We start from the raw sequence: 26,535 nt of genomic DNA, 5'->3' as shown, positions 1-26,535 counted from the left end.
CCTGCTTTAGGGAGCACAGGAGAGGAGTTAATATGCCAAAACTATTCCGCATCACAACCGTGCCACTTTCACTGCAGAAGCTTATCACGGGGCAGCTGCCTTACATGCGTGCCAAAGGCTTTGAGCCGCTGATGATCTCGGCAGATGGACCGGAGGCAAAGGCAGTGGTAGCAGAGCAAGAAAGCGAACTTATGCTGGTGCCGATGACGCGTAAGGTGACGCCGCTGCAGGACCTGAAGTCGCTGTGGGTCTTTTACAAACTCTGCAAAAAGCATAAACCAGAGATCATCCACTCGCACACGCCCAAGGCTGGCATCGTGGGAATGCTAGGGGGGATGCTGGCAGGCGTACCCATACGGTTGCATACCGTGGCAGGCTTGCCCTTAATGGAATCGAGTGGCGTTACGCGTCTTATCCTAAATGCAGTGGAGAAACTGACCTACGCCTGCGCCACGAAAGTATACCCGAACTCCACGGTGCTTAAAGACTTCATCTTGCAAAGTGGCTTTTGCGGACCTGAGAAGGTGCATGTAATTGGCAATGGCAGCAGCAATGGCATTAACACTGAATTCTTTAAGCAAGAAGCATTGGATCCTGAGCAGTTACAGAATTTATGGAGGGAATTGAGCATAACACAGGAAGACTTTGTCTTTGTGTTCATCGGTAGACTTGTAAAGGACAAGGGCGTGCAGGAATTGGTAGCGGCATTCAAGGCAGTGCAGTTAAGTCACCCGCATGCAAAGCTCATTCTGGTTGGCCCGCTGGAACAGGAACTGGACCCGCTTCCTCCGGAAACACTGCAGGAGATAGAACAGAATCCTGCCATACTATCTGTCGGTTTTCAGAACGACGTGCGGCCTTACCTAGCGGTTAGTCATGCGCTGGCTTTCCCGTCTTACCGCGAAGGCTTTCCAAATGTGCCCATGCAGGCTGGTTGCTTTGAATTGCCAAGCATTGTGACAGATATTAACGGCTGTAACGAGATTGTAGTGGAGGGCGAGAACGGGTTGATTATCCCACCCAAGCATACACAAAAACTACAGGAAGCCATGGAACGTTTGCTGACTGACCGGCCACTGTATGAGCACCTGACATCCAACGCGCGCCGCATGATCGTGGAGCGTTACGACCAGCAGCATTTCTGGGAGCTGTTGTACCAGGAGTACCTAGACCATCTAAAAAAACATGAACTGGCTTTACCGACATTTTCTTAAGCGCCTTTTTGATTTTATACTTAGCCTCACCGCTTTTATCGTCCTGCTGCCAGTTTTCATACTCGTGACAGTGCTGCTATACATGGCCAACCAGGGCAAGCCTTTCTTCCTGCAGCCTCGGCCGGGTAAGGGTGGAAAGATCTTCCGGGTGATCAAGTATAAAACGATGAACGACCAAAAGGATGCGCAGGGGAACCTGCTGCCCGACGAAGTGCGCCTGACGCCGGTAGGCAGGTTCGTGCGCAAGACATCGCTGGATGAGGTACCGCAGCTGTTGAACGTAATCAAAGGAGACATGAGCCTGATTGGGCCGAGGCCCTTGCTGGTAGAATACCTGCCGCTATACAATCAGGTGCAGCGCCGGAGGCACGAGGTAAGGCCGGGCATCACCGGGTGGGCACAGGTGAACGGTCGCAACGCCATCAGTTGGGATGCAAAGTTTACCTATGATGTATGGTATGTGGACCACATGGCGCCCTGGCTCGATGTAAAGATCATTTTCCTTACTATCTTTAAGATCTTTAAATCAGAAGGTATCAATGCCGAAGGCGTAGCGACCATGCCGAAGTTTCAAGGTAATGACCGGTGATTTGAATGATTTCAGAGACTATGTATGATTCGATTGGATAGGTAGCGACCTGTCCCTATAAAACAATTTCTCTCTAACTCTTTATCTCCTAAACTCTCTAACTTCAAAAATGTATCTATACGGAGCCAGCGGCCATGCCAAAGTCATCATCGATATGCTGCAAAGCGCAGGCATAACGGTGTCCGGTTTATTTGATGATAACCCGGACCTGCAGGAGCTGTGCGGTATAAAGGTGCTCGGAAAGCTGGAGGAAGGACAAGAACTAGACGAGCCGCTCATCATTAGCATTGGCAACAACCGCATCCGGGCCCGGCTTGCGCAGCAACTGCAGGTGGCGTTTGGGCAAGTCCTTGCTTCTACCGCAATCGTATCGCCAAGTGCCGTGATAGGTGAGGGAACTGTGGTAATGCAGGGTGCTATTTTGCAGGCGGGTGTACAGGTAGGGCGCCATGCCATTATTAATACCGGAGCCAAAGTAGATCATGAGTGTGGGGTGGGGGATTTTGCACATGTCTCGCCGGGTGCCGTACTTTGCGGCAACGTGTCGGTGGGCGAGGGGACCTGGATAGGGGCCGGAGCTGTGGTGATACCGGGCGTGCAAATAGGGAAGTGGTGCCAGATCGGTGCCGGAGCTGTGGTGATTCGCGATGTTCCAGACAAGGCTGTGGCGGTGGGCAACCCAAGTAAGGTTATAAAATACTGTTAACATGAACGATAAAATCTGGCTGTCTTCCCCGCACATGGGGGAGAGCGAGTTTGAAAATGTAAAAGAGGCTTTTGAGACGAATTGGATCGCGCCGTTAGGCCCGCACGTAGATGGCTTTGAGCGAGACCTGGCTTCCTTCCTGGGAGAAGGCGTGCATGTCGCGGCGCTGAGCTCAGGTACAGCTGCCCTTCACCTGGCCTTGATTTTATTGGGTGTTGGGGCGGGCGATGAGGTGATCTGCCAGTCGATGACCTTCTCTGCCTCAGCCAACCCAATTGCTTACCAAGGTGCAACGCCCGTGTTTGTGGACAGCGAGGAAGAGACGTGGAATATGTCGCCGGAGCACCTGGAGGCAGCCATTCAAGATCGCATGGCCAAGGGTAAAAAGCCTAAGGCAATTATTGTGGTGCACCTGTATGGTATGCCGGCACAGATGGACTGCATCATACCCATCGCTGATCGATATGAAATACCTGTAGTGGAGGATGCGGCAGAAGCGCTCGGCTCCTCCTATAAAGGGCAGAAGCTGGGGACCTTCGGGGCGATGAGCATCCTATCCTTCAACGGAAACAAGATCATCACCACGTCAGGTGGCGGCGCTTTAGTGTCTAAAAATGAAGAATGGATCCGGAAGTCCCGCTTTCTGGCGACACAGGCCCGCGATGCTGCCCCGCACTACCAGCACTCGCATATTGGCTATAACTACCGCATGAGCAATGTATGCGCCGGGATTGGCCGGGGCCAAATGGAGGTGTTGACGCAACGAGTGGCGAAGCGCCGCAGCAACTATACTTTCTACAAAGAAGCTTTTGCCAATATTGAGGCTATCCGTTTTGCCGATGAGCCCACAGAGGATTATTACTCGAACAGATGGCTGAGCACGGTGCTTATTGAAGGGGCCATAACAAGGGAAGACATCCGACTGCATCTGGAAAAGGATAATATCGAAACCCGGCCGCTCTGGAAGCCCATGCACCTGCAGCCCATATTCGCCGGAGTGCCCTTTTATGGAGACGGCACCAGCGAGCGCCTCTTTGAGAAAGGCCTCTGCCTGCCGTCGGGTTCTAACCTAGCTGAGGCTGACCTGGAGCGTGTGGCAGCGCAACTAAAGGGGCTGTTTCAGTAAAAATACAGATGCCAGCAATATAACAAAGGGCGTTGCCAATTCGCGGCAGCGCCCTTTGCTTTTTTTACAAGTTATTTGTTGTCTTTCTTGTTAGCAGCGCCCTGCCCATGTTGCTGACTGGCAGTGGGCTTCGTGCCGTGTTGTCCTTTATTAACGCCACCCTTAATGTTGGCTGTATTGGAATAATCTTTAGGATTTGGTTGGGCGTTGGCCTTGCTGGCTAAATCCCGTATTGTCTCCTGGGTTTTATCTTTCTTGTTTTCCATAATTACTTCCTGTTTGTTTTCATATTTCGTGTACCATGTCATACGACCCACAAATTCAGAAGTTCCCGGTTGCCTAATGTTCCAGCGCATTGCTATTTGAATTTTGTATTTAAAGTAGGCGATGACCAGGTAAGGCATACAAGTTATCGCTCAGCATTCCCATCCTAATACCGTAAGGGAACAGAAGTACAAGGTAAAATGATCGTTTTTTTAAGTGATGAAGGGATGTTTCAGATTATGAACAGCGTATTAATAGGTAGTAGTAGCCTGTTAAGTAAGTAAGCTGTTGGTAGTTAATTTTTTAATTGGTAAATGGACGTTAAAGCAAGTAGAGCGGGTTTCTTTATTTAAGCATCTTTTTCTACTTCCAGAAGAGATGAGGGTCTCATATTTATACCCTATATTTGCACTAAGTTTAGTAAATTATGTATTATGTTTTACTAATATTCTAACAGCTGATACTTGGAATCTGAGCGCAAAAAAAACGCAGTGGAAGAAAAAGAAGAAGTTTAAAACTTATCTCAGCCTCCTGCGTTGAAGGTACGTGTATTAGCATCGGTCGCTTTAACCGAACTACTAAAGTATAATAAAACGTAGTATAGTTGACGCAATGTTGTTAGTTTTGTGTAGTTGGAAATTGTTTGGCGTTTGAAGAATTTTACAAGAAATGCAGCTTTGCTGACCGTATATCTTGCCAGGTAATAGGAGGCGGAAAAGCTGTAAAAGTTTCTATATGAAAATATTTCTGAACAAGTCACTTCCGAAGTGGATAGTGCTATTGATCGACCAGATGATTATGAGCTGGTCGTTTGCCCTTTCCTTCTTTGTGATTAAACAGTTCGAGTTTGAGGAGATCATGCGCGGGCACTTCCTGGTGTATACCGGGTTGTTTGTACTGGTGTCGCTGATCACCTTCTACACCATGCGCATCCATACCGGCCTCATCCGGTACTCCAGCATTTACGACATCTACCGCATCTTTACCGCTGTGCTGATTGCCAGCCTTTCATATGGTGCGTTGATCGGGCTGTGGATCTCGCCGATGTACCACATCGACTCGGTAAACATTTACCTGGTGCTGCTCATCAGTTTCTTTATCTCCTCCACTTTACTGACCCTGGTACGCATGGGGGCAAAAGCGCTTTTCCTCTTCTTCCGGAGCGATTCTTCGGGTGTGCGCGAGCGGGTGCTGATCTATGGCGCCAACGGCTATTCGCTTCTGCTGAAGCAGGCCCTTGAAACCAGCGGCACCGGGCGTTTTCAGACCATGGGATTCCTGGATGAGAATCCCAATAAAGTAGACAAGCACATCCACCAAAAGCGTGTGTACCATATCGATGATATTGAGAAGCTGCAACAAAAGCTGAAAGTGGAGAAAGTGCTGGTATTTGCCGAAGATCTGCAGTCTGATAACCAGAAACTATTTGTAGAGCGCTGTGTGGAACTGGGCGTGAAGGTGCTAACCGTGCCGCCCACCGAGCAGTGGATGTCGGGCCAGCTAAGCCTGAACCAGATCCGTGACCTGAAGATCGAAGACCTGCTGCAGCGCCCGCCTATCGTGATTGAGAACGAGCGCATCAGCAGCGACTTGCGCGGCAAGCGCGTGCTGGTGACAGGAGCTGCGGGCTCTATCGGTTCCGAGATTGTGCGCCAGGTGATGAGTTATGAACCGGAACTCCTAGTGGTATGCGACCAGGCAGAATCGCCGCTGCACGAGCTGCAGCTGGAAATGGAGGAGAAGCACCCGAACGGGAAGATGGCCATCTTTATCGGAGATATTACCAACTCTAACCGCATGTACTCTATGTTTAAAGAGTATACGCCGGACCTGGTGTATCACGCGGCGGCTTACAAGCACGTGCCGATGATGGAGAACAATCCTTGCGAGGCCATTTTGACAAACGTTTTAGGCACACGCATCCTGGCTGATCTGTCGCTGACCTTTGAGGTAGAAAAGTTCGTGATGATCTCTACGGACAAGGCCGTGAATCCTACCAACATTATGGGTACTTCGAAGCGTATTGCCGAGATTTACATACAGTCGCTGAATAACCTGCACCACGGCAAGGTAAATGGTACCAAGCACCCTTACACGCAGGTGCCGCAGACACGCTTTATCACCACCCGCTTTGGCAATGTGTTAGGCTCAAATGGCTCGGTCATTCCGCGTTTCCGCCAGCAGATCGAAAAAGGCGGCCCTGTGACGGTGACGCACCCCGATATTACGCGCTATTTTATGACCATCCCAGAAGCCGTGCAATTGGTACTGGAAGCTGGAACTATGGGCAACGGCGGTGAGATCTTTATCTTTGACATGGGCGAGCCGGTGAAGATCGTGGACCTGGCGCGTAAAATGATCAAGCTGGCGGGACTGGTGCCGGAGGTGGATATTCCGATCACCTACACCGGTCTTAGGCCAGGGGAGAAGCTGTATGAAGAGCTGCTGAACGAGGAAGAAAAGACAATTCCTACGCACCACAGTAAGATCAGGATCTCGAAGGTGCGAAATTACAGCTACGATCAGGTGGTTTTAGATATCGACGAGCTGGTGCAGCTGAACAAGACCAAAGATGAGCTGCAGGTTGTTCGCAAGATGAAACAGATTGTACCGGAATATATCAGCAAAAACTCCCGATTCGAAGAACTGGACCTGCAGATAAATTAAGATTGCGTAACCTTTAAACCATACGGAGCCCGCCACACAAGCGGGCTCCGTATGGTTTAAGACACTTTTACATACCCTGCAACTTGTTTCCAAATTGTTAAGTGGGAACCTGGATGCAGATTAAAACATATCCATTCGTAAGCTATTATTCAGAAGATTTTAAGTGCTGTTAGCGTAACAGGGTGTTACCGGTACTTCCTGACTGCAGTTGTAGACTAACAGAAATTCATCCTAAAGCTTATTGCTTTTTTTCTGAAACATTCCCTTACGTTTCTTAAAAAAGGCAATATTATTTTTAAGTATAGTTTATATATTAATATTATTATATGTATTATTGTGCAAAGTTTTACTCTTTACATAGCCAGTATTGTTGTTTATGAAGCACAAACTCTACTTTATACTTGCCTCCGTTATTTTGCTAAGCCTCTCTGCCGTGCAGGTGCAGGCACAAAGAGGTTATAAGCCAAAGTTTCGCCAAAGCCAGTACCGTTACTTTAAGCGTGAGCCGAAGTTTGCCGTGGTGGCAGGTGCAGGCCTGGCTGTTATGAACAGCGATAACCGCTCAGGAGGACTGGGGGAGAAAAATATCATCCGCAACAACGGCCGTGGTGCCGCCTTGAATATTGGTGCTCTTTACCAATTGACACCAAGGGTAGCCGTAACCGGTACCGTAGACTTCACCAGGTTCAAAGGCTATGAAGATGATGTGAATACGCTGGGACACGACAAGTCTTTCAACGCGGAGTCTATCGGGGCTTCGGGTTCAGTGGTTGTCAACCTGATTAACAGCTATGGAGGGCGTGGCATTTACCGTCCGAAAAACCGCCGATTGATAGTACCTTACCTGAAAGCGGGTATCGGTTTTATCAACTACAAATCCTCTTCTTTCCTGAAAGCGACCGGCGAGAAGTTTGAACCGGAGGCAGATTATCCGACTATTGCCGCAGTCATACCGGTAGGCGCTGGGCTTAAGTTTTATTATTCTCCTCGTCTTAGCATCGCGCCAGAGTTTAACCTGAACTTTACCACCACCGACCACTTGGATAACATGGTAGATCCAGAAGGTTTACTGGGCAAAAACGATCATTTTATCACCGCTTCTGTCAAAGTGATGTACTATCCTAAATTTAGGGGAAGATAGAATAGTTAAGGTTAATAAGGGTAATTGGTTTGATTATACATTAGAGGCGCTCTTTATAAAGGGAGCGCCTCTTGCTTTAGAACAGATTTTATCATAGAAACAACTGGAGCAGTTTCTTCAGAGTTTCCTTATAAGTAAAAGGGCTTTCCAGGCAGCCTCGGTCTGCCCATCCTCCAGTAGTTTCTTGGCCAGTCCTTCCAGTTCCTGGTGCGCTTCTTCAGGATCGGCTTTATATTTATTCAGCAAGCGGTTAACTAATGGGTTGGTTATGAAAGCCTCTACCTCAGCTTCTGTAGGCATGGATTCAGTGTTGCCGAGCCTTGCCAAATTATTGCCTGTTAAAATCGAACTGGTTCGGATAAAGTCTGGCAATTGATCGATGCCCATGCCTTTGTTGCGAAGCGGCTTGGGCAGTTCAAAGATGCAGTCGCCATTGGCGCGGAGGTAGTAATTGCCGCCCATACGCGCTACTGCGTCTAGTTTAAAGGGGTCTACTTTACCAGCTTCATTAAGTATACTTTCGTTCACGTGCATCAGCACCACCTCGCAAATCACCAGGTTGCCGGCACCGCCCTCTGCTCCCAAACTTATGACCTCCTTTACCTTGCACTCAAAGGCCACGGGAGCTTCTGCCACGCGCGGCGGAGAGACTTTTAAAGAAGGTGTTGGCGTAAGACCGGCTTTGATAAATTCATTGATGCCGCGGTCGTACTCGGTACTGGCCAATGACATTTGCTCTACCAGTTCATAGTTGGCTATGTTGATCACTGCCTCCCTTGTTTCCAGTACGTTCTCCAGGGTGTGTTTAGCAGTATTGTCGCTTACCCGACGGGCAGGAGAGAATATCAAAATAGGAGGCTTGGCGCTGAAGACGTTAAAGAAGCTGAAAGGGCTTAGGTTCACATTCCCTTCTTTATCCGTAGTGCTCACAAAAGCAATGGGGCGCGGTGCGATAGCTCCTAAAAGCAGAGCGTGAACCTCCGCTGTTTTTGTAAGGTGAGGGTCGATCGTTATCATGTGCTGTAGCTACAATTTAAAGCGCAAGACTTTGTGGATGAAGATAAAGCCAGGCTGTTGCTGCAACTTACGAAATATCTTCTAAAATATAGTGTTAGAGGCAGCGAAGCACTGGTTTGAAAATTGGACAAGTTTGCCATCATAGAGGGATGCAATAAAGTATGAAAGTTAATCTTACGCCTCTGCACCAAACTAGCCGTGCTGCCATCGCTATGAAGGTATGAATATTATATGATTCGAATTTTTTTTGAACCAATTTTAATGCTTTAACAGGTTTAAGCCTTACATTTGCAAAATGAGCTAACTACGACAATCAGCGAAAAAGGTTTCGCTTTGATATCTTGCTACAGCTTATAAGTTAACGCTTTACCTTGAAATGAAATTTAACTTAATCTACCTTTTCGCTCTTCTTTTCATAAGCTCCTGCGGCCCCACCCGGAACCTAGCTTATTTTAGTGATCTGCAGGAGCAGGCAGTTTATAAAGAAGAGGTGACCAATGCCACTGAGCCTAAGATACAGGCTGACGACCTGCTGAGTATCTCCGTGACGAGCCTGAACCCGGAAGCGAACGCTGTATTTAATAAGGGAGTGATTCCACCAGCCGGCACTATAACCGATTTCAGCGCCTCCAACCGCGCCACCAATATCCACAGCGAAGGCTACCTAGTAGATAAGAACGGTAACATCGAATTTCCGGTGCTGGGAAAGGTGGCTATAGGCGGTCTCACCAAGGAAGAAGCAAAAGCCAAATTGGCCGCGGCGTTGGATGAATATTTAAAAGATCCCATCGTCAATATCCGGTACCTGAACTACCGTGTCACCGTGATTGGCGAAGTAAGCCGCCCGTCCACCTTCACGATTCCATCCGAAAAGATCAATATCTTGGAAGCTTTGGGTATGGCCGGCGACATGACTGCTTTCGGCAAACGGGAGAACGTGCTCATCATTCGGGAGGGAAACGGCGAGCGCACCATGGCCCGCGTGAACCTGAATAACAAGGAGATGCTCAACTCCCCTTACTTTTACCTGCAGCAGAACGATGTGGTGTATGTGGAGCCGGACCGCATGAAGCAGGTGCAGGCTAGCACCAATACCCGTACCCTCTCCATCATTACAGCAGTTACATCATTGGCCATTGTAGTCGCGTCTAGGTTATTTTAAGCATTATTTATTACATAGTATGTCTGAGAAAGAGGTCTTTCAATTTGAGTCTGAGGAAATAGACATCAAAAGCATCCTGCAGCGGTACCTGCGCTATTGGTACCTGTTTGTGCTGGGGGTGATCCTGTGCCTAGGCCTGGCTTTTGTGTACCTGCGCTACGCGACACCTGCTTACCAAATCAGTAGTACCCTCCTGATTAAAGACGATAAAAAAGGCCCGGACCTGAGCGGCAATGCCGTGTTCAGCGACCTGGATTTGTTCAAGACTACTAAAAACATCGATAACGAGATACAGGTACTCAAGTCCAAGAGCCTGATGCAGCGCGTGCTGTCGGAGCTCTCGCTCTATACTTCCTATTATGTAGAGGGCAATGTAAAAACATCAGAAGTGTACGGGCGCTCCCTACCGTTGCGTGTTATTGTGAGCAAACTAGACTCTGCGGCTTTTGGTCAGGAGCTGGTCTTGCAGCTGAAAGATAATAACAGCTTTGAACTTGCCGATGCCGAAGGACAGCAGCGTGCTTCTTACAAGTTCGGTCAGGAGATAAAGCATCCTTACGGAACTTTTACGGTAGTGGCGGCTGCCGGTGTGGCTCCGGAAGATAAACAACAGCTCATCATACGCTTCCACGACATCCGCAAACTGGCTGACTACTATAACAAAGAACTGACGGTGGCGCCGGTAAATAAAGAAGCAAGCGTGCTGACTATTAGCCTGGTGGACCCGGTGCCGGAGAAGGGCAAAGACATCATCAACAAACTGATAGAGGTATACAACAAGGAGGCCGTGGAGGATAAAAACCTGGTAGCCGCCAGCACTATTGAGTTTATTGATGAGCGCCTAAAGTTCCTGACAACGGAACTGACGGATGTGGAGAAGAATGTGGAGCAGTATAAGCGCCAGAATGAGCTGACAGATGTGAGTTCTGAAGCGCAGCTGTACCTGCAGCAGGCAAGTGAGTATAATAAGCAACTAGCCCAGTTCGAGATTCAGCTGGATGTGCTGAATTCCATTGAAAAATACCTGCGCCAGCAACAAGATGAGCAGTTTGAGGTAGTGCCCAGCACCCTTAATATTCAGGATCCGACCCTGCTGGGGCTGATCACGAAGTTTAATGAGTTGCAACTGGAGCGCCAGCGGATGCTGCGCACCACTAAGGCTAATAATCCGCTTGTCCAGAACATGACGGATCAGCTGGCCAATCTGAAGGTAAACATCTTGGAGAACCTGCAGAACATCAAAAAAGGATTAGAGATTACCCGTAATAACCTACAGGCAAGTTCTGCTCAGTTTGAGTCCAGGATACAGCAGGTGCCTGCGATGGAGCGTGAGTTGCTGGAGATTAACCGCCAACAAGGTATCAAAGAAGGACTGTACCTGTACCTGTTGCAGAAGCGGGAAGAATCTGCGCTTTCCCTGGCTGCCACAGTCTCTAACTCCCGTGTGATCGATCCGGCCATGGCCGGCGACCTGCCGGTGAAGCCTAAAAAGCAACTCATCTACCTGCTGGCTATTTTGTTAGGAATGGGTATGCCTTTTGCCTTTATTTATATAAAGGACCTGCTGAACGATAAGGTGGAGACGCTGCAGGAGGTGAAAAAAGCCACTGCAACGCCAATACTGGGAGAAATATCTCATAGTGAGCACCCTGAAAAGCTGGTGGTAAGGGAGAATAGCCGCAGTGCCGTGACAGAACTTTTCCGCCTGGCCCGTACCAATTTGCAGTTTTCTACGGTCGGCAAAGAGAACAAGGTGATCCTGGTTACCTCCAGTATGAGCGGTGAGGGTAAGACCTTCTTCAGCATTAACCTTGGTGCCAGCTTAGCCCTAACCGGTAAAAAAGTGGTGCTGGTAAATTTTGACCTGCGCAAGCCGCGCCTGATGCAGGACATGGGCCTCTCTAATGACTTAGGAATTACGAATTACTTGGTTTCTGAAAAAGTAGCCATTCAGGATATTGTCACCCCGGTACCCGAAATGTATGGCTTATACGCTATCGGCTCTGGCCCGGTACCACCTAACCCTGCAGAGCTGATGATGAGCCCTAAGGTGCAGCACCTGCTTGAAACGCTGAAGGAAACTTTTGATTATGTGCTGCTAGACACAGCCCCGGTGGGTCAGGTGGCGGACGCCTTTACCCTGGCACCTTATGCCGATTCCAGTGTGTTCATCATCCGCTACGACTACACTTACAAGTCGCAGATTGAGGTGATTGATGATATTTATAAGCAAAAGAAGCTAAAGCACCCGATGATCGTGCTGAACGATGCGAAGAAGGAAAATGGCTATGGCTACGGATATGCTTATGGCTATGGCTACGGCGAAAGTCAAAAGAAGGGGTGGAAGAAGTTTAAGGCGGGAGTTGGGGTCTGATGTAAAGCATTAGGGACTATTAAAAGATTTTTAAATTTTCTCTTTAAATATCGCCCTGCCTTTCCAAGTTAGAGAATTTTACTTGTACAATTATTTCCCTCTTGGGAGGGGCAGGGGTAGGTTATTTTAACAGTACCAAAAGCATAAAATAAATAAAAGTATGTCATCAGATATAGCAGTAGTAGAAAATGCTCGTATCGCTGTGATCGGATTGGGCTATGTTGGTTTACCACTAGCCGTAGAGTTTGCCAAGAAATATAAAACGTTTGGTTTCGACATCAACAAATCGAGGGTTCAGGAGTTAAATAACGGCCACGACCACACCTTGGAAGTAGCTGATGAACTCCTGAAAGAGGTGTTAACTCATGACTGCTCAAGCCCGAAAGGCTTATACTGCACTACTGAGTTGGAGAAAATTCAAAGCTGTAATTTCTTTATCATTACAGTTCCTACGCCGGTAGATAAGCACAACCGCCCGGACCTAACGCCACTTTATAAAGCCAGTGAAACTGTAGGGAAATTGCTGAAGATGGGGGATATTGTAGTATATGAATCTACGGTTTACCCAGGTGTAACAGAAGAGGAATGTGTGCCAGTGCTGGAGCGTGTATCTGGCTTGAATTTTAATAAGGACTTCTTTGCTGGTTATTCACCGGAGCGAATAAATCCAGGTGATAAGGAACATACGGTAGCCAAAATCTTAAAAATTACCTCAGGCTCAACGCCCGAGGCCGCTGAAAAAGTAGATCAGCTCTATAAGTCAGTTATCGTTGCCGGTACCCATAAAGCAACCTCCATTAAAGTAGCGGAAGCGGCCAAAGTGATCGAGAATGCACAGAGAGACATCAACATTGCCTTTGTAAACGAGCTGGCTAAGATTTTTAACCGCTTGAACATTGATACAGATGATGTATTGGCAGCAGCGGGCACGAAATGGAACTTCCTTAAATTTAAGCCAGGGCTGGTGGGTGGCCACTGTATCGGCGTAGACCCTTATTACCTTGCCCAGAAGGCGCAGGAGGTAGGCTATCACCCTGAGATCATCCTTGCTGGCCGACGTCTCAACGATGGTATGGGTGAATATGTAGCCCACGAGGTGGTGAAGCTAATGGTGAAAAAGGACATACCTGTGAAAGGTGCGAACATACTGGTGTTGGGCATTACTTTTAAAGAAAACTGCCCGGATGTTAGAAATACTAAGGTGGTAGACATTCTGCACACTCTGAAAGACTACAATACCAACATCACTATTTATGACCCGTGGGCTGATCCGGCAGAGGTTAAGCATGAATATGGTTGGAATTCTGTTAAAGAAATGAACAGTACAAGTAACTTCGATGCAGTAATATTGGCTGTTTCTCATGATAAGTTTCTGACACTTGATTTGAGCAAAATATGTAAAGAAAATGCTGTGATATATGATGTGAAATGTGCAATGCCAAAGAATTTGACTGATGCAAGGTTATAATGATAAGAAGTGGTGCGATGCGCAGTGCTGTTAGTCTTCATAAGTGCTGCACTAGTTGATGTAGTAGGGTTCAAATTATAATTCTGTGACAGCTTTTATGTATCAAGCAGAATTAGTCAAAGTATAGTTATAGGGGCTTTAAGCGGTAGAGTGTTAAACATAAATTTTTAGAAATTTTAAAAGAAACAAACAGTTGAGGAGCTAAAATGAAGAAGAAGATACTGATTATATTTGGAACCCGCCCGGAGGCTATTAAAATGGCTCCCTTAGTGAAAGATTTCCAACATTATACTGATCATTTTGAATCAAAAGTTTGTGTAACTGCGCAGCATCGTGAGATGTTAGATCAGGTACTTGAGTTTTTCAACATAAAGCCTGACTTTGATCTTGATCTAATGAAGCCAAATCAAAATCTTTCAAATCTTACAGCAGACATCATCATCCAATTAAAGAGTATTCTGGAAATTTTTGAGCCAGACTATGTTTTTGTACATGGAGATACCACAACAACTATGGCAGCAAGCATTGCTTCATACTATTCTGGAGCGAAAGTTTGCCATATAGAAGCGGGATTAAGGACTCAAAACAAATGGTCGCCATTTCCTGAAGAAATAAATAGGCAGGTAACTGGAAGAATTGCTGATTATCATTTCGCACCTACAAAAGCATCTAAAAATAACTTATTGAAAGAAAATATTGAAGAATCAACTATCGTGGTTACTGGTAATACTGTTATAGATGCTTTATTGCAAAGTATTGAGAAAGTAAAAGTTAATCCAAGCCCCACAGTGAAAATACTGTCTGAAAAGCTAAATGATAAAGAAGTTGTTTTGGTTACTGGACACAGAAGAGAAAATCATGGTGAGGGTTTTGAAAGAATCTGTAAGGCACTTAAAGACTTAGCATTACTTAAACCTAATATTTTAATTGTTTATCCAGTGCATCTGAATCCAAAAGTGCAGGAGCCAGTGAATAGGATTCTCCAAGAGGTACCAAATGTAATACTGGTCGAACCATTAGCATACCAAGATTTTATTTGGTTAATGAACCGTTCTAAAATTATCTTAACTGACAGTGGTGGAGTTCAGGAAGAGGCTCCTAGTCTTGGTAAACCTGTGCTAGTGATGAGAGATACAACAGAAAGGCCCGAGGCAGTTGAAGCTGGAACAGTCATACTAGTTGGAACAAATGAAAATTTAATAGTTTCTGAAACTATAGATCTGTTAGAAAATGAGCAACGCTATAATGCGATGTGTATGCTACATAATCCCTATGGTGACGGTAAGGCTACGAAGAGGATTATTGAATATATTTTAACTTTGTAAAGTTTTACCATTGTTACCGCAGAAGTTTCAAAATATCGCATGGCAGTTAGCTGGTGCATTTTTTAATAGAGGGGCTTTTTTTCTTGCAATGTTAATTCTTGCAGATAAGTTAGCGCTAGAGGAATATGGCCGCCTAGGATTATTGCTTCTGATCTCTAATTCTATTTCAGGAATAGTAGTACCTCCTTTAGGTCTTAATATAAGAAACGAATTAATAGAGATTGATTTTGAAAAAAGAAAGACTTATCTAAGCCAAAATATTGCTATCATTTTTGCTTTTGTAATTGCAGTATCAAGTATTCTATCCTTTTGGATTGTATTTGAGTTTGGAAGTACTGCATTGATATATCCAATCTTATTTTTCTTGCATACACTCTTCTTAACAATCTTTAATTTTCTCAACTACTTTTATTCAGGCATAGATGAATTCAAAGCATATAATAAGCGAACACTTTGGACAGGTGTTTTAATGATTCCCTTTATATTTTTCTTTCCAATAAAGTCTGCCATTTATCCTCTTATAATTTTTACTTCTGCTTATTTCGTATCCGTTCTTTATTTGTTGCAAAAGTTTAGATACAGAAATAGTGACTATTTTAGTATAGATTTTCTTTCATTAAAGGAATATATTAATTGTAGAAGAAGTATTTTGGTGCCGATTTTTCTTCAGTCCTTAGTTAATTTACCTGTTTTATCTACTGTTCAATTTATTATAGTTTCCTTCACTGCTAATTACAAACTAATAGGAATTATTACTTTTGCAACACAAATTACAAATTTAGTAAGCATAATTGTTAACCGCGTAAACTCGGTTACTATTCCTGCTTTAAATAAGATAAAAACTAAAAGAATTCTGTTTAGAAAGAAAGTAGTTACTGAAGCTTTATTCTTATTTGGCCTTTCCTTTACTGCATCTCTAGTAGTTTCCTTTTTGATCCCAACAATAATATCTTTTACAGATAATAAGATAATGGCTTATAGATATGAAATAGTTTTTTATGTAATAGCTAATCTTACCACCTATGCATACTGGTATGCTCAAGAAGTTAACATTATTATTAAGGAAAATTGGAAAGTATTTTATGCTAACTTGATTTGGGCTGCAATAGTTATTCTTACAACACTTTTAATAGCTTTACTGGGTCAGGATATTAGTTTAACTACTTATTCCATATTAGTTATAGGTTCTAGAGGATTAATAGTTTTATTCTTAATTAAGAATATTATTGAAATAACCAAATATGAAAAAAAGAGCGATAAAGTTTTTGTTTAGATCCATACGCTTGCCATTATGGTATATTTCTATGGAGAAATGCTCAAAATTTCAATTCTTTTGTCTAAAGGAAATGGGAGTAAAGTTTAATGGTAAACCAAGATATTTATCGGCTAAAGTTTGGTTTGATGGTACTGATTATTCTTTAATAAAAATAGGTAATAATGTTACAATTAGCAGTAATATAAGAATCCTAACTCATGACTGGGCTTTAGATACAATTTATCAAGGGTACTATGGAACTCGACAGGATAAACCTTTGGGTAGAACTAGGGCTGTGGAAATTGGAGACTCTTGCTTTATAGGTACAGGAAGTTTAATACTGCCAGGTACAAAACTTGGGAAATGTTGTATTGTTGGGGCTGGAGCAGTCGTAAGAGGTCATTTTCCTGATGGTTCAATCATTGTTGGAAATCCTGGTAAAGCGATTGAAATAAACAGCAAAGAATACCTAAACAAGTTTATTTAAAAAAGATTAAGATGATAAGACAGTTATTTTTCTTTTTTTCTACGGTAGCAATAATTATTGCTTCAGGTAGAAATCTTGAGCTGTCCCTTATTCTAGCTTCACTTTTTTGTGTATGGTATTTTATAATCAAATTTCAAATTAAATGGAATAATCTTCTTTTTCTGATTTTCGGATTTTGTTTCTTTTTAAAGTTTGTTTTTATACCTTTTATAATAAATATAAAATATATTGATACGAACTCCTTATTTACTTATTCTATAGACAACCTCATATTTAGTGTTTGTATCACATTATTTTTTTTAATAGCCTTTTTTTTAGGTCAAGTAACTACAGGGGAGGTAACGACAAAAAAAATAGTTGTTTCTGACTACCAAAACAAAAAGTATATAAAGCTTACCCTAAGTGTTTTTGTTCTTATTGGAATATTTATATCCTTTAATATTACTTCAATATTACAAAGTTCTGATAATCGAGTTTCAGCTGCAGAAGGAACAGGTTATTTGTTCTTCCTAGGGTATAGTGGGTATCTCTTAACAGGTTATTTCATAAATGAATATATTCATTATAAAAAAAGTATCACATCATTATGTGTCATAGCATTGGTGTGCGGACTATTTTTTTTATTTAGATTTCATAGGGGGGGCTTTCTCTATCCTTTAAGTTTTGTTATAATAACTTTCTCAGGCTTAAAATTCGGCTTCAAAAAAGTTTTTTGGATTTCTATTTTTTTAATTCCTTTGCTTTTTGAAATTAATATTGTTTCAAGTGCACTGCGCACTGAATTTTTAGGGACGGAGTTTAATTTTGATAGGGTACTCAGTCGTGTTGAATCATTAAATAAGGAAGTTACTATCCCACTTGCGTTTGGTCATATTGAACTACTTTCTGCATTACTATATAATGACATTCCTAGAATTTATCCCACTACCTTTTTCAGTTCTTTCTTGAATTGGGTTCCAAGATTTATTTTTGCAGATAAAGCTCTTACTACTGGGCCTGTATTAGCATTAACTATGTTTCCCGATACAAGGACCTATAATGGAGGGTATGATTCAAGCTTAACAACAGGTATATTAGTTGAATTATATTATAATTTTAAATTAATGTTCTTCATTCCAGCTTTCTTATTAGGCTTTATATATCAAAAGGTATATAATTATATCCTTAAACTTGAAGATATCAGCATCCTAATCATTTTTTTATGGTTGTTCGGCTTTGTTATATTTTTTGATGATTTAGGAGGTTGGATAAATAAAGTATTTATATGTTTTATTTTGGCTATGATGATTCAAATTATTAAAAAGATAAGAATTTAATGAGGGCTTTCAATTTTTATAAAAGTGATGATGTTTCTAACGTCAGGTTACAGAAATATTTTAGAATATTTTCTGATCATAGAGTTCCTTTTCGTCTGTATGGCTGGCAAAGAAGCGAAGAATCTTTAAAATTTGATTTTAACGAAAGCGCTCATTATTTAATCCGAGGGGGAGGATATGGTAATAAAAAGAAGTTAGTGATGAAGTATATAGGATTTACTGCTAATTTATTGCTGTTTATTATTAAAAATTATAAAAAAATACAAAATATAGAGAATATAGCAGTAAATTTTGACACTGCTTTGGTGTTTTTTGTAACAAAACCGTTTACAAAAGTTCCATATATTTATGAAGTACATGACTCTTTTGCTCTGAGTTACTCTATGCCATCATTTTTGAAAAAAATATTAATGAAAATTGATGCGCATATAATGAAGAATGCTAAATATGTGATACATGTTGACAAGAATAGAATTCTTGATCATAAACACAATAATATTATTATATATAATAGTCCCCAAGATTATTTTTCAGGTAAGTTTGAAAAGCGGGAGTTAAATCACTCTTTTGCAGTTATTGGCAATATATCTGAAGGAAGAGGCATTCTTTCAATATTAGCTTTTGCTAAAGATAATCCTCGTGTTAATTTTACTTTAATTGGGAAATTCTATAATTTATCCCTGAAGCAAGATTTTGTTAAGCTTAATAATATTACCTATTATGATTACCTTCCACAGGCCGAATTATTCAAAAAAATACTTCATTGTTGTGGGATTTTTTCTTTGTATGACCCAGCATTAGAAATAAACCGTCTAGCTGCCTCAAATAAAGTTTATGATGCAATGATGCTGGGAATCCCTGTAATTACTAATCCAGAAGTTCAGAACTCTAATTTTATTGTTTCAGAAGAAATTGGACTGACTGTTAACTATAATTATGACGAAAGTTGGGGAAGACTTAAATGTGATAGTTTTATTGAAGTAAGTAAAAGATTGGGAACGAATGGAAGGCGACTTTTCGAAAAAGAATTTGAATTTAAAAAAATGGTTGAAGTTAGTTTGTTAAATAATATTAAATGAAACAAATTATACAAGATCTTAAATCTGGGGACACAATATTAGAAGAAGTCCCTGCACCTATAGTCAAATCCGGGCAAGTACTTGTCCAAACAAGCCGTAGCCTAGTATCACTTGGTACAGAACGCATGCTGGTTGAATTTGGTAAAGCCAATTTTCTACAAAAAGCCCGCCAACAACCAGATAAGGTGAAGCAGGTGCTGGATAAGGTGAAAACGGATGGGCTAAAACCTACGATGGATGCTGTCTTCAACAAGCTAGGTCAGCCATTGCCATTAGGGTATTGTAATGTCGGTAAGGTTGTAGCTGTTGGGAAAGGGGTTAATGAATTTAAGGTTGGTGATCGAGTAGCGTCCAATGGGCATCATGCGGAGTACGTCTCTGTTCCTCAGAACCTGGCAGCTCGTATTCCGGATAATATATCAGACGAAGAAGCGGCGTTTACTGTAATTGGAGCTATAGGTTTACAGGGCATACGCTTAGTTAATCCGACCTTCGGTGAAACTGTTGTAGTAGTGGGACTTGGTCTTATTGGCTTGCTTACAGCGCAGATGCTGAAGGCTAACGGCTGCAGGGTGATAGGGTTCGATTTTGATGCTCGCAAGGTGAAGCTTGCCGAACAAGCTGGTATATTAGCTTACAATCCTGCCGAAGGTATTAACCAGGTAAAGTTGGTGCAGACAGTAACTAATGAGATTGGTGCTGATGCTGTGGTCATCACTGCTTCTAATAAAAGCAATGAGATTATCGCCCAGGCTGCTCAAATGTCCAGGAAGCGCGGGCGTATTGTGTTGATCGGTGTGATTGGGTTGGACATCAGCCGTGCCGATTTTTACGAAAAGGAACTTACCTTTCAGGTATCCTGCTCCTATGGCCCTGGCCGCTACGATGAAAGCTACGAGCAAAAAGGGAATGATTACCCGATTGGCTTTGTACGCTGGACCGAAAAGCGGAATTTTGAGGCTGTGTTGCACGCCATTAGCTCTGGTGTTTTGGATGTCACTCCTCTCATAACAGAACGTGTGCCGCTAGCTGAGTACGAGCAGATATATGGTAACATGTCCTCATCTGGTTCTATTGCTTCCATACTGGTATACGAAGATAAAAATCAGACACCAGAGAGAGTTGTCAATTTACTAACTAATTCCTTTTCTGACCAAAAGGGTGTTCTGGGTATAATTGGTGCAGGAAACTTTACCAGCGCCATGATTCTACCATCCTTGAAAAAGGCCAATGCCTCCATAAAGTATATTGCCAGTTCGGGAGGCTTATCTAGTACTACGCTTGCTAAAAAGTATGGTATTGCAAACACAACGACCGACTATAAACAGCTTCTGCTGGACCCGGAAGTAGATCTTGTGCTGGTAACTACACGGCATAATATGCATGCCTCTATGGTCGTGGAAGCACTACAGGCAGATAAGCATGTATTTGTTGAAAAGCCACTCGCGTTAAATGAGCAAGAACTTAGTGAAATCATTGGAGCTTATTCTTTAAAAAAGAAAACTATCAATGTTGGATTCAACAGGCGTTTCGCTCCTTTGGCAGCCAAAATGAAGAAGCTCGTTGGCAACAGTGATACCCCTATTAATATAGTAGCAACCATCAATGCCGGTTTTATTCCGGCAGATTCCTGGGTACAGGATATGGAAACTGGCGGTGGCCGAATCATCGGGGAAGCTTGCCATTTTATTGACCTTTGCTCTTATTTAGCAGGATCAATGGTCAAGTTAGTATGCATGAATGCTATGGGGGTAAACCCGGAAGAAAATACAGATAACGCCACCATCCTATTGCAATACGAGAATGGTACCAATGCTGTCATAAACTACTTTGCCAACGGTAGTAAGGCTTATGCAAAAGAGAGGGTAGAGGTATACAGTCAAGAGAAGACCCTGGTGCTGGATAACTGGAGAAGCTTGAAGGGGTACGGATTCAAAGGTTTCTCTTCAGCTTCATCTGGGCAAGACAAGGGACATGCCAACCAATTCAGTCTGCTTGTTGAGAATGTGAGAAATGGGGGAGAGGCAATTATTCCAATGGATGAAATTGTAAATACCACGCTTGCCAGCTTTGCAGCTATAGAAAGCCTGAAGACTGGGCAGTGGGTCAATGTTCAAAATAAGAAAACAGAACTTAAAAGTGAAGAGAAGGAGCTATACGTAGCTTCTGTTTAAACCCTTAATAATATGCTTGTTACTATTATTGCCGGTGCCCGCCCTAACTTCATGAAAATTGCCCCAATCATTGAGGCAATCAGAAATGCAGCACAACAGGGAAAAGATATGTCTTACCGACTGATCCATACCGGCCAGCATTATGATAAAAAAATGTCCGGTGACTTTTTTGAGCAGCTGGGCATTCCGGAGCCCGATGCAAACCTGGAGGCTGGAGGGGGCACGCAGGCAGAGCAAACGGCTGCCATTATGGTGCGTTTCGAAAAAGAGCTTCTGGAAAACCGACCTGAGCTTGTGCTGGTAGTAGGGGACGTAACCTCTACTATGGCCTGTGCCATTACAGCGCAAAAGCTACAGATACCAGTGGCCCACGTAGAGGCAGGTATCCGCTCTGGTGATTGGGCTATGCCTGAAGAAATCAACAGGCTAGTAACAGATAGCATCACAAACTACTTTTTTACAACTTCAGATATTGCCAATCAGAACCTGTTGAACAGCGGTATTGAGCAGGAGCGGATCTTCTTTGTGGGGAATACGATGATTGATACGCTGCTGAAGCAGATGCCAAAGTTTCAGCAACCACCGTTCTGGCAGGAGCTTGGCCTGAAGGAGAAAGAATACCTGGTGATGACGCTGCACCGGCCGTCTAACGTAGACGATGCCGAACAGTTGAAGAGCCTGTTAGATGTGCTGGAACAAGGGACAGAACAGCTCCCTATTATATTTCCGATGCACCCGCGTACACGGAATAACATCGAGAAGTTCGGTATCAAGCTAAACAATGTTAAGGTGGTGGACCCGCTGGGTTACCTAGAGTTTAATTACCTGGTGCAGCATGCCAAAGGCGTGGTAACGGATTCAGGTGGTATTACAGAAGAAACCACTGTGATGGGAGTACCTTGTATGACCCTGAGAACATCTACAGAAAGACCTGAGACCTGCACCATTGGTACAAATGAGTTAATTGGAACCAACCCCAAAGCGCTTGAGAAAGCATTGGAGGTACTCTTTGCCGGAAATTGGAAAAAAGGTGGCATTCCAAAACTTTGGGATGGCCATACGGCAGAACGAATTGTAGAACACTTATGCACAATCTTTGAAGTAAATGTTGTCGAAGGTTCTACAGCTGTATAACACGGTAAAACACCTTAAAGTTAAGCAGTTACGCTACCAGGTGCAGTACCGCTTAAACAAGCCGGGCAAACTAACAGCGTATGAGCAGGGTTATAAAGTGGATGATGTCCATTTTCTTCGTTTTGTAACCTTGCCCCCTGTATATCCTGCAGCTCGAGAAGATGGTACTTTCATCTTCTTGAATCAGACAGCAACCTTTGGAGAAGCCATCGATTGGTCGCTTAGCAAATACGGCAAATTGTGGAATTATAATTTGCAGTATGTAAACTACCTCCTGCAAGAGGATTTACCGTTAGCGAAACGAATCGGATGGCTGAAGTCATTACATGCTTGGCTAAGAGAAGGTCGGCTACCACTGGAGCCTTATCCTGCTTCGCTGAGAGCAATTAATACGATCCGACTGCTGAGTGCAAGAAAATTTCAGGATGATAGTATCTTATCGGCACTCCAGGGCGAGCTGAACTTCCTATACTGCCGTCCAGAATTCCATTTGCTGGGCAACCACTTATTAGAGAATGCATTTGCCCTAATGATGGGAGGAGCCTTTTTCTCGAACGGAAAATGGGTTTCAAAGGCACAACAACTGTTGCAGGAAGAACTAGAAGAACAGGTCTTATCAGACGGCGCTCATTTTGAGCTCAGTCCCATGTACCACCAAATCATCTTCTTCCGTTTATTGGAGCTGTTGGATTGGTATTCCACTTGGAAAGGTAAGGATCCGGCTTTTGAATCTTTTCTGCAGGAAAAGGCTGTGAAGATGTCTTCGTGGCTACAGCACATGACCTATTTAAATGGGGATATCCCGCATTTTAATGATAGCGCGAACGGTATCTCTTATAACAGCGCCTTTCTTCTGCAGTATGCTGCAGAGTTAGGTATAGTAGCCGATGAGGCGCTGAATCTATCTGATTCTGGTTATCGAAAGTATGGTTTTAAAAGTTACGAATGCATCGTGGATGTGGCGGCAATCGGACCCTCCTATCAGCCGGGACATGGGCACGCAGACGCCTTGTCTTTTGTAATGTACGCGGATAAAAAGCCCTTATTTGTGGAGGTGGGTACCTCAACCTATCAAACCGATAAACGCAGGGCGCTAGAACGTTCCTCAGCATCACATAATACAGTCGTTGTTAATGGGCGGAATCAATCTCAGGTTTGGAGTTCTTTTCGGGTAGGGAGCAGGGCGCAGGTAAAAATTGAAAAAGATGAGATAACTCAGCTACGAGCCTCACATGATGGCTATAAAAACATTGGGGTAACCCATACGCGTGAATTCATTTTTAGTGAAAAAGTTGTTATAAAGGACGAAGTGCAGGGCGAAGAGGCAACTGAAATAGTTGCTTATTTCCACATTCACCCGGATCGGGAAGTGCAGCAAAAGGGAAGTACTATCGTGGTTGATAATTATATCTCGCTCACATTCAACGAAGCACTCTCAGTGAATCTTTCACCATATCAAATGGCTGATGGATATAATTCTTATCTGGAGGGGCAGCGTGTTGCTGTCCGCTTTCATGATAAGCTAATTACTACGATCAGCTTTTTAAATTAGTATGAAAAACATCCTATACCTTTCCTTTTTTTTTGAGCCGGACTTAAGTGCCTGCTCTTTCCGTAACTCATCTTTGGCGGCAGAATTGGCTAAACAAGTTAAGGGCAAAGCAACAGTAGAGCTATTTACCACAAAACCTAACAGATACAGTAGCTTTAAAACTGCAGCTCCGGCTCAGGAAGTGCGTGACAACCTGCTGATTCATAGGTTAGATATACCTGTCCATAAAAATGGCTTTTCAGATCAAGTGAAGTCATTCTGGTCATATTTCTCGCAAGTAAGAAAACTTACCAAGAACAAGCAATACGATCTAGTTTTTGCCTCCTCTTCGAAGCTTTTTACAGCGTACTTAGGCTATACGATTGCCAAGAAGCAAAACATCCCTCTTTACCTGGACATACGCGACATCTTTATCGATACGATAGAAGATGTCGTGAAAAACATCGCTGTCCAGAAAACACTGGTGCCTGTCTTTCGAAGAGTGGAAAGAAAGGTCTTTTCTAATGCTACGCACATTAATCTGATCTCTGAGGGATTCAAAGGGTATTTTACGAAGTATGGAAAACCGTCCTACTCTTCTTACCCAAATGGCATTGATGATGTGTTTTTGAGCTTACCGCTTTCAGAGGAGAAGCCCGGCACCGTCAAGACCATTATGTATGCGGGTAATATTGGAGAGGGCCAGGGACTTCATAAAATAGTACCTCAAGCCGCTGCCAAGTTAGGGAAGGAATATAAGTTCGTGATCATCGGGGATGGGGGAGCCAAGCAGAAGCTCCTAGATGAAATAGTCGCCCATAAAGTTAATAATGTTGAGTTACGACAACCTGTTCAACGGAAAGAGCTAATTCAACTCTATGGAGAGGCTGATTTTTTGTTTATCCATTTAAACGACTACAAAGCATTTGAAAAAGTGTTGCCTTCTAAAGTTTTTGAACTAGGCACCTTTGATAAACCTGTTATTGCCGGAGTAGCCGGTTATGCAAGTAAATTTATCGATCAGTATTTGTCAAACAAGATACTATTTAAACCTTGTGATGTAGATAGCTTTGTGAAGCAATTAAAAGCGTATCGTTATAAAAATGAATACAGGAAGACATTCATTGAGAATTTTAAAAGAGAAACGATTAATAAAAAGTTGTCAGCTTCAATTACTTCCTATATTAAGTAATAAATATCTTTATATTTGTAGTTGAAATAGACTTATATTGTTTGCAATTTTCAGCTACAAATATAAAGATCAACTTTTTCTTGTGTTAGCTTAACAAGCGGCTTCTCATGATACAAATTTTTACATTTTTTCTTACCGCTTTTATTATCACTTATTTTGCTGTTCCCTCAGTAATCAAAGTGGCATCACTACGTAACTTGTTTGATGAGCCGAATGAACGAAAGCTGCACCACCAGACAATTCCTGCCCTAGGGGGCGTTGCCATTTTTGCGGGTATCTTTTTCTCTGTTCTCTTTTGGGCAGAGGGCTTCAACTTCAGTCTGCTCCGTTGGATCGTCCTCTCGCTGGTGATCATCTTCCTGCTGGGCCTGAAAGACGATATTGTAGCCATAGATCCGCTTAAAAAGCTGGTAGGGCTTCTGGTCGCCTCCGGTTTGGTTATTGTCTACGGAGACTTACGAATCCATAGCTTTTACGGCCTTTTAGGATTAAATGAGCTGCCTTATGTTATCAGTGTTCTCTTTACTCTGTTTGTCTTTGTCGTTATTATCAATGCCGTCAACCTAATCGATGGCATTAATGGATTGGCAGGAGGGGTTGGTACGATTGCCTCTGCGGCCTTCGGAGCGCTTTTCCTATACAACGGCAATGTCAACGCGGCGGCTATTGCTTTTGCCACGGCAGGGGCTTTGCTGGCTTTTCTGCGTTATAACTTTGCCAAAGCTAAGATATTCATGGGGGACGGGGGCGCTTTGGTTATTGGATTTGTACTTTCCGTTTTGTGTGTCCGGTTTTTAAATGCAGAGCTAATCATTGAACCTATTAGCCTACAGCCCATCTCCACACCCCTGGTAGCGCTGGCAATCCTAATCATTCCCCTGGTAGATACCCTGCGTGTTTTTACAATTCGTATTCTACAAAAACGCTCTCCTTTCAGTGCCGACCGCAACCACATCCACCACATGCTGCTTGACCTGGGCTATAGCCACAGAAGGTCAGCTGTAATTCTTTATGCAGCTAATCTCTACTTTATTTTGCTTACCCTTGTGTCACAAGAGCTGGGGCAGCATGTTGTGCTGTTTCTGATAGTGGTAACGGCTTTTGTATTTTGCCAACTGCCAGTGTTGATGCTGCGTAGCAAGAATGGTGCGTTAGAAAAGCAGCTAGCGTAGCGACCGTAATATTTCAATTTAACTTCTTACAATAGCTATCTCGGCCCCACGCGCCGCGAGTTCCTCTTTGCCGACGACCTGGCCGAGGCCTGCCTCTACCTGATGGAGCGCTACAGCGGCCGCGAGCTCGTCAACATCGGCA

21 protein-coding genes and 1 pseudogene are annotated in these 26,535 nt (G+C 43.5%); 20 read left to right on the top strand and 2 right to left on the bottom strand.

Annotated elements, in window-relative coordinates; genetic code table 11:
• Window positions 1-32: 32 nt before the first annotated feature.
• The 4 genes from FJM65_RS20510 (at window position 33) to FJM65_RS20495 (ending at window position 3,635) form a co-directional block, all read left to right on the top strand.
• Window positions 33-1,214 carry a glycosyltransferase family 4 protein gene (locus FJM65_RS20510; protein WP_140624135.1) on the top strand — a complete coding sequence of 394 codons (1,182 nt, stop codon included), beginning with the start codon at window positions 33-35 and terminating at the stop codon, window positions 1,212-1,214.
• Window positions 1,186-1,803 carry a sugar transferase gene (locus tag FJM65_RS20505; protein ID WP_140624133.1) on the top strand — a complete coding sequence of 206 codons (618 nt, stop codon included), beginning with the start codon at window positions 1,186-1,188 and terminating at the stop codon, window positions 1,801-1,803. Before FJM65_RS20510 ends, FJM65_RS20505 begins: the two co-directional genes overlap by 29 nt.
• 109 nt (window positions 1,804-1,912) lie before the next feature.
• Window positions 1,913-2,509: an acetyltransferase gene (locus tag FJM65_RS20500; RefSeq protein ID WP_140624131.1), complete on the top strand. Its 597-nt coding sequence runs from the start codon at window positions 1,913-1,915 to the stop codon at window positions 2,507-2,509.
• A 1-nt stretch (window position 2,510) separates the two neighbouring features.
• A complete protein-coding gene (locus tag FJM65_RS20495; protein ID WP_140624129.1) occupies window positions 2,511-3,635 on the top strand; it encodes a DegT/DnrJ/EryC1/StrS family aminotransferase in 1,125 nt (374 codons plus the stop codon).
• Window positions 3,636-3,706: 71 nt separating this feature from the next.
• On the opposite strand, the gene FJM65_RS20490 is transcribed toward FJM65_RS20495, so the two are convergent.
• The gene (locus FJM65_RS20490) at window positions 3,707-4,039 is read right to left on the bottom strand and encodes a hypothetical protein (protein WP_140624127.1); all 333 of its coding nucleotides are present in this window, start codon (window positions 4,037-4,039) and stop codon (window positions 3,707-3,709) included.
• Between the two features lie 595 nt (window positions 4,040-4,634).
• Between FJM65_RS20490 and FJM65_RS20485 the strand changes: the two genes are divergently transcribed.
• Window positions 4,635-6,566 (top strand): nucleoside-diphosphate sugar epimerase/dehydratase, encoded by a 1,932-nt coding sequence (locus tag FJM65_RS20485; protein WP_140624124.1) that lies wholly within the window; start codon window positions 4,635-4,637, stop codon window positions 6,564-6,566.
• A gap of 376 nt (window positions 6,567-6,942) precedes the next feature.
• Window positions 6,943-7,707: an outer membrane beta-barrel protein gene (locus FJM65_RS20480; RefSeq protein ID WP_140624122.1), complete on the top strand. Its 765-nt coding sequence runs from the start codon at window positions 6,943-6,945 to the stop codon at window positions 7,705-7,707.
• A gap of 117 nt (window positions 7,708-7,824) precedes the next feature.
• Here the strand turns inward: FJM65_RS20480 and FJM65_RS20475 are convergent, their stop codons facing one another.
• A complete protein-coding gene (locus FJM65_RS20475; protein ID WP_140624120.1) occupies window positions 7,825-8,724 on the bottom strand; it encodes a flavin reductase family protein in 900 nt (299 codons plus the stop codon).
• A 376-nt stretch (window positions 8,725-9,100) separates the two neighbouring features.
• Here FJM65_RS20475 and FJM65_RS20470 point away from each other — a divergent pair, with 376 nt between their 5' ends.
• The 14 genes and pseudogenes from FJM65_RS20470 to FJM65_RS20405 all read left to right on the top strand — a co-directional run.
• The gene (locus FJM65_RS20470) at window positions 9,101-9,886 is read left to right on the top strand and encodes a polysaccharide biosynthesis/export family protein (RefSeq protein ID WP_140624118.1); all 786 of its coding nucleotides are present in this window, start codon (window positions 9,101-9,103) and stop codon (window positions 9,884-9,886) included.
• A 19-nt stretch (window positions 9,887-9,905) separates the two neighbouring features.
• Complete coding sequence (locus tag FJM65_RS20465) at window positions 9,906-12,260, top strand: GumC family protein (protein ID WP_140624116.1); 2,355 nt, start codon at window positions 9,906-9,908, stop codon at window positions 12,258-12,260.
• 160 nt (window positions 12,261-12,420) lie between these two features.
• Entirely contained in the window at window positions 12,421-13,728 is a 1,308-nt protein-coding gene (gene tviB, locus FJM65_RS20460) for a Vi polysaccharide biosynthesis UDP-N-acetylglucosamine C-6 dehydrogenase TviB (RefSeq protein WP_317131350.1), read from the top strand.
• Between the two features lie 206 nt (window positions 13,729-13,934).
• A complete protein-coding gene (gene wecB / locus FJM65_RS20455) occupies window positions 13,935-15,053 on the top strand; it encodes a non-hydrolyzing UDP-N-acetylglucosamine 2-epimerase (RefSeq protein ID WP_140624114.1) in 1,119 nt (372 codons plus the stop codon).
• A 10-nt stretch (window positions 15,054-15,063) separates the two neighbouring features.
• Window positions 15,064-16,326: a lipopolysaccharide biosynthesis protein gene (locus FJM65_RS20450; protein ID WP_140624112.1), complete on the top strand. Its 1,263-nt coding sequence runs from the start codon at window positions 15,064-15,066 to the stop codon at window positions 16,324-16,326.
• Window positions 16,295-16,795, top strand: a complete 501-nt coding sequence (locus tag FJM65_RS20445; RefSeq protein ID WP_140624110.1) for an acyltransferase — start codon at window positions 16,295-16,297, stop codon at window positions 16,793-16,795. The genes FJM65_RS20450 and FJM65_RS20445 overlap by 32 nt, the downstream gene beginning before the upstream one ends.
• Before the next feature lie 11 nt (window positions 16,796-16,806).
• A complete protein-coding gene (locus FJM65_RS20440) occupies window positions 16,807-18,111 on the top strand; it encodes an O-antigen polymerase (RefSeq protein ID WP_140624108.1) in 1,305 nt (434 codons plus the stop codon).
• Entirely contained in the window at window positions 18,111-19,190 is a 1,080-nt protein-coding gene (locus tag FJM65_RS20435; RefSeq protein WP_140624106.1) for a glycosyltransferase family protein, read from the top strand. The genes FJM65_RS20440 and FJM65_RS20435 overlap by 1 nt, the downstream gene beginning before the upstream one ends.
• Complete coding sequence (locus FJM65_RS20430) at window positions 19,187-21,364, top strand: bi-domain-containing oxidoreductase (protein WP_140624104.1); 2,178 nt, start codon at window positions 19,187-19,189, stop codon at window positions 21,362-21,364. The genes FJM65_RS20435 and FJM65_RS20430 overlap by 4 nt, the downstream gene beginning before the upstream one ends.
• Before the next feature lie 12 nt (window positions 21,365-21,376).
• A complete protein-coding gene (wecB, locus tag FJM65_RS20425; RefSeq protein WP_140624102.1) occupies window positions 21,377-22,498 on the top strand; it encodes a non-hydrolyzing UDP-N-acetylglucosamine 2-epimerase in 1,122 nt (373 codons plus the stop codon).
• The gene (locus FJM65_RS20420; RefSeq protein WP_140624100.1) at window positions 22,470-24,050 is read left to right on the top strand and encodes an alginate lyase family protein; all 1,581 of its coding nucleotides are present in this window, start codon (window positions 22,470-22,472) and stop codon (window positions 24,048-24,050) included. Before wecB (FJM65_RS20425) ends, FJM65_RS20420 begins: the two co-directional genes overlap by 29 nt.
• 1 nt (window position 24,051) lies before the next feature.
• Window positions 24,052-25,221 (top strand): glycosyltransferase family 4 protein, encoded by a 1,170-nt coding sequence (locus tag FJM65_RS20415; protein WP_140624097.1) that lies wholly within the window; start codon window positions 24,052-24,054, stop codon window positions 25,219-25,221.
• A 107-nt stretch (window positions 25,222-25,328) separates the two neighbouring features.
• Complete coding sequence (locus FJM65_RS20410) at window positions 25,329-26,393, top strand: glycosyltransferase family 4 protein (RefSeq protein ID WP_140624095.1); 1,065 nt, start codon at window positions 25,329-25,331, stop codon at window positions 26,391-26,393.
• A 57-nt stretch (window positions 26,394-26,450) separates the two neighbouring features.
• Window positions 26,451-26,535, top strand: a pseudogene (locus FJM65_RS20405) (hypothetical protein); the annotation flags it as partial.

This window comes from Pontibacter mangrovi (assembly GCF_006385705.1).
Taxonomy (GTDB): Bacteria; Bacteroidota; Bacteroidia; order Cytophagales; family Hymenobacteraceae; genus Pontibacter; species Pontibacter mangrovi.
Note: the sequence above shows the minus strand (reverse complement) of the source record. Positions and strands in the feature narration are given on the sequence as shown.

Excerpts from the sequence above, each read along its gene's own strand:
- FJM65_RS20445 (WP_140624110.1), top strand. The coding sequence starts at position 16,295 with ATGAAAAAAAGAGCGATAAAGTTTTTGTTTAGATCCATACGCTTGCCA.
- FJM65_RS20510 (WP_140624135.1), top strand. The coding sequence starts at position 33 with ATGCCAAAACTATTCCGCATCACAACCGTGCCACTTTCACTGCAGAAG.
- FJM65_RS20435 (WP_140624106.1), top strand. The coding sequence starts at position 18,111 with ATGAGGGCTTTCAATTTTTATAAAAGTGATGATGTTTCTAACGTCAGG.
- FJM65_RS20480 (WP_140624122.1), top strand. The coding sequence starts at position 6,943 with ATGAAGCACAAACTCTACTTTATACTTGCCTCCGTTATTTTGCTAAGC.
- FJM65_RS20410 (WP_140624095.1), top strand. The coding sequence starts at position 25,329 with ATGATACAAATTTTTACATTTTTTCTTACCGCTTTTATTATCACTTAT.
- FJM65_RS20415 (WP_140624097.1), top strand. The coding sequence starts at position 24,052 with ATGAAAAACATCCTATACCTTTCCTTTTTTTTTGAGCCGGACTTAAGT.
- FJM65_RS20505 (WP_140624133.1), top strand. The coding sequence starts at position 1,186 with ATGAACTGGCTTTACCGACATTTTCTTAAGCGCCTTTTTGATTTTATA.
- FJM65_RS20485 (WP_140624124.1), top strand. The coding sequence starts at position 4,635 with ATGAAAATATTTCTGAACAAGTCACTTCCGAAGTGGATAGTGCTATTG.
- FJM65_RS20490 (WP_140624127.1), bottom strand. The coding sequence starts at position 4,039 with ATGCCTTACCTGGTCATCGCCTACTTTAAATACAAAATTCAAATAGCA.
- FJM65_RS20430 (WP_140624104.1), top strand. The coding sequence starts at position 19,187 with ATGAAACAAATTATACAAGATCTTAAATCTGGGGACACAATATTAGAA.
- FJM65_RS20440 (WP_140624108.1), top strand. The coding sequence starts at position 16,807 with ATGATAAGACAGTTATTTTTCTTTTTTTCTACGGTAGCAATAATTATT.
- wecB (WP_140624102.1), top strand. The coding sequence starts at position 21,377 with ATGCTTGTTACTATTATTGCCGGTGCCCGCCCTAACTTCATGAAAATT.
- wecB (WP_140624114.1), top strand. The coding sequence starts at position 13,935 with ATGAAGAAGAAGATACTGATTATATTTGGAACCCGCCCGGAGGCTATT.
- FJM65_RS20500 (WP_140624131.1), top strand. The coding sequence starts at position 1,913 with ATGTATCTATACGGAGCCAGCGGCCATGCCAAAGTCATCATCGATATG.
- tviB (WP_317131350.1), top strand. The coding sequence starts at position 12,421 with ATGTCATCAGATATAGCAGTAGTAGAAAATGCTCGTATCGCTGTGATC.
- FJM65_RS20420 (WP_140624100.1), top strand. The coding sequence starts at position 22,470 with ATGTTGTCGAAGGTTCTACAGCTGTATAACACGGTAAAACACCTTAAA.
- FJM65_RS20465 (WP_140624116.1), top strand. The coding sequence starts at position 9,906 with ATGTCTGAGAAAGAGGTCTTTCAATTTGAGTCTGAGGAAATAGACATC.
- FJM65_RS20475 (WP_140624120.1), bottom strand. The coding sequence starts at position 8,724 with ATGATAACGATCGACCCTCACCTTACAAAAACAGCGGAGGTTCACGCT.
- FJM65_RS20470 (WP_140624118.1), top strand. The coding sequence starts at position 9,101 with ATGAAATTTAACTTAATCTACCTTTTCGCTCTTCTTTTCATAAGCTCC.
- FJM65_RS20495 (WP_140624129.1), top strand. The coding sequence starts at position 2,511 with ATGAACGATAAAATCTGGCTGTCTTCCCCGCACATGGGGGAGAGCGAG.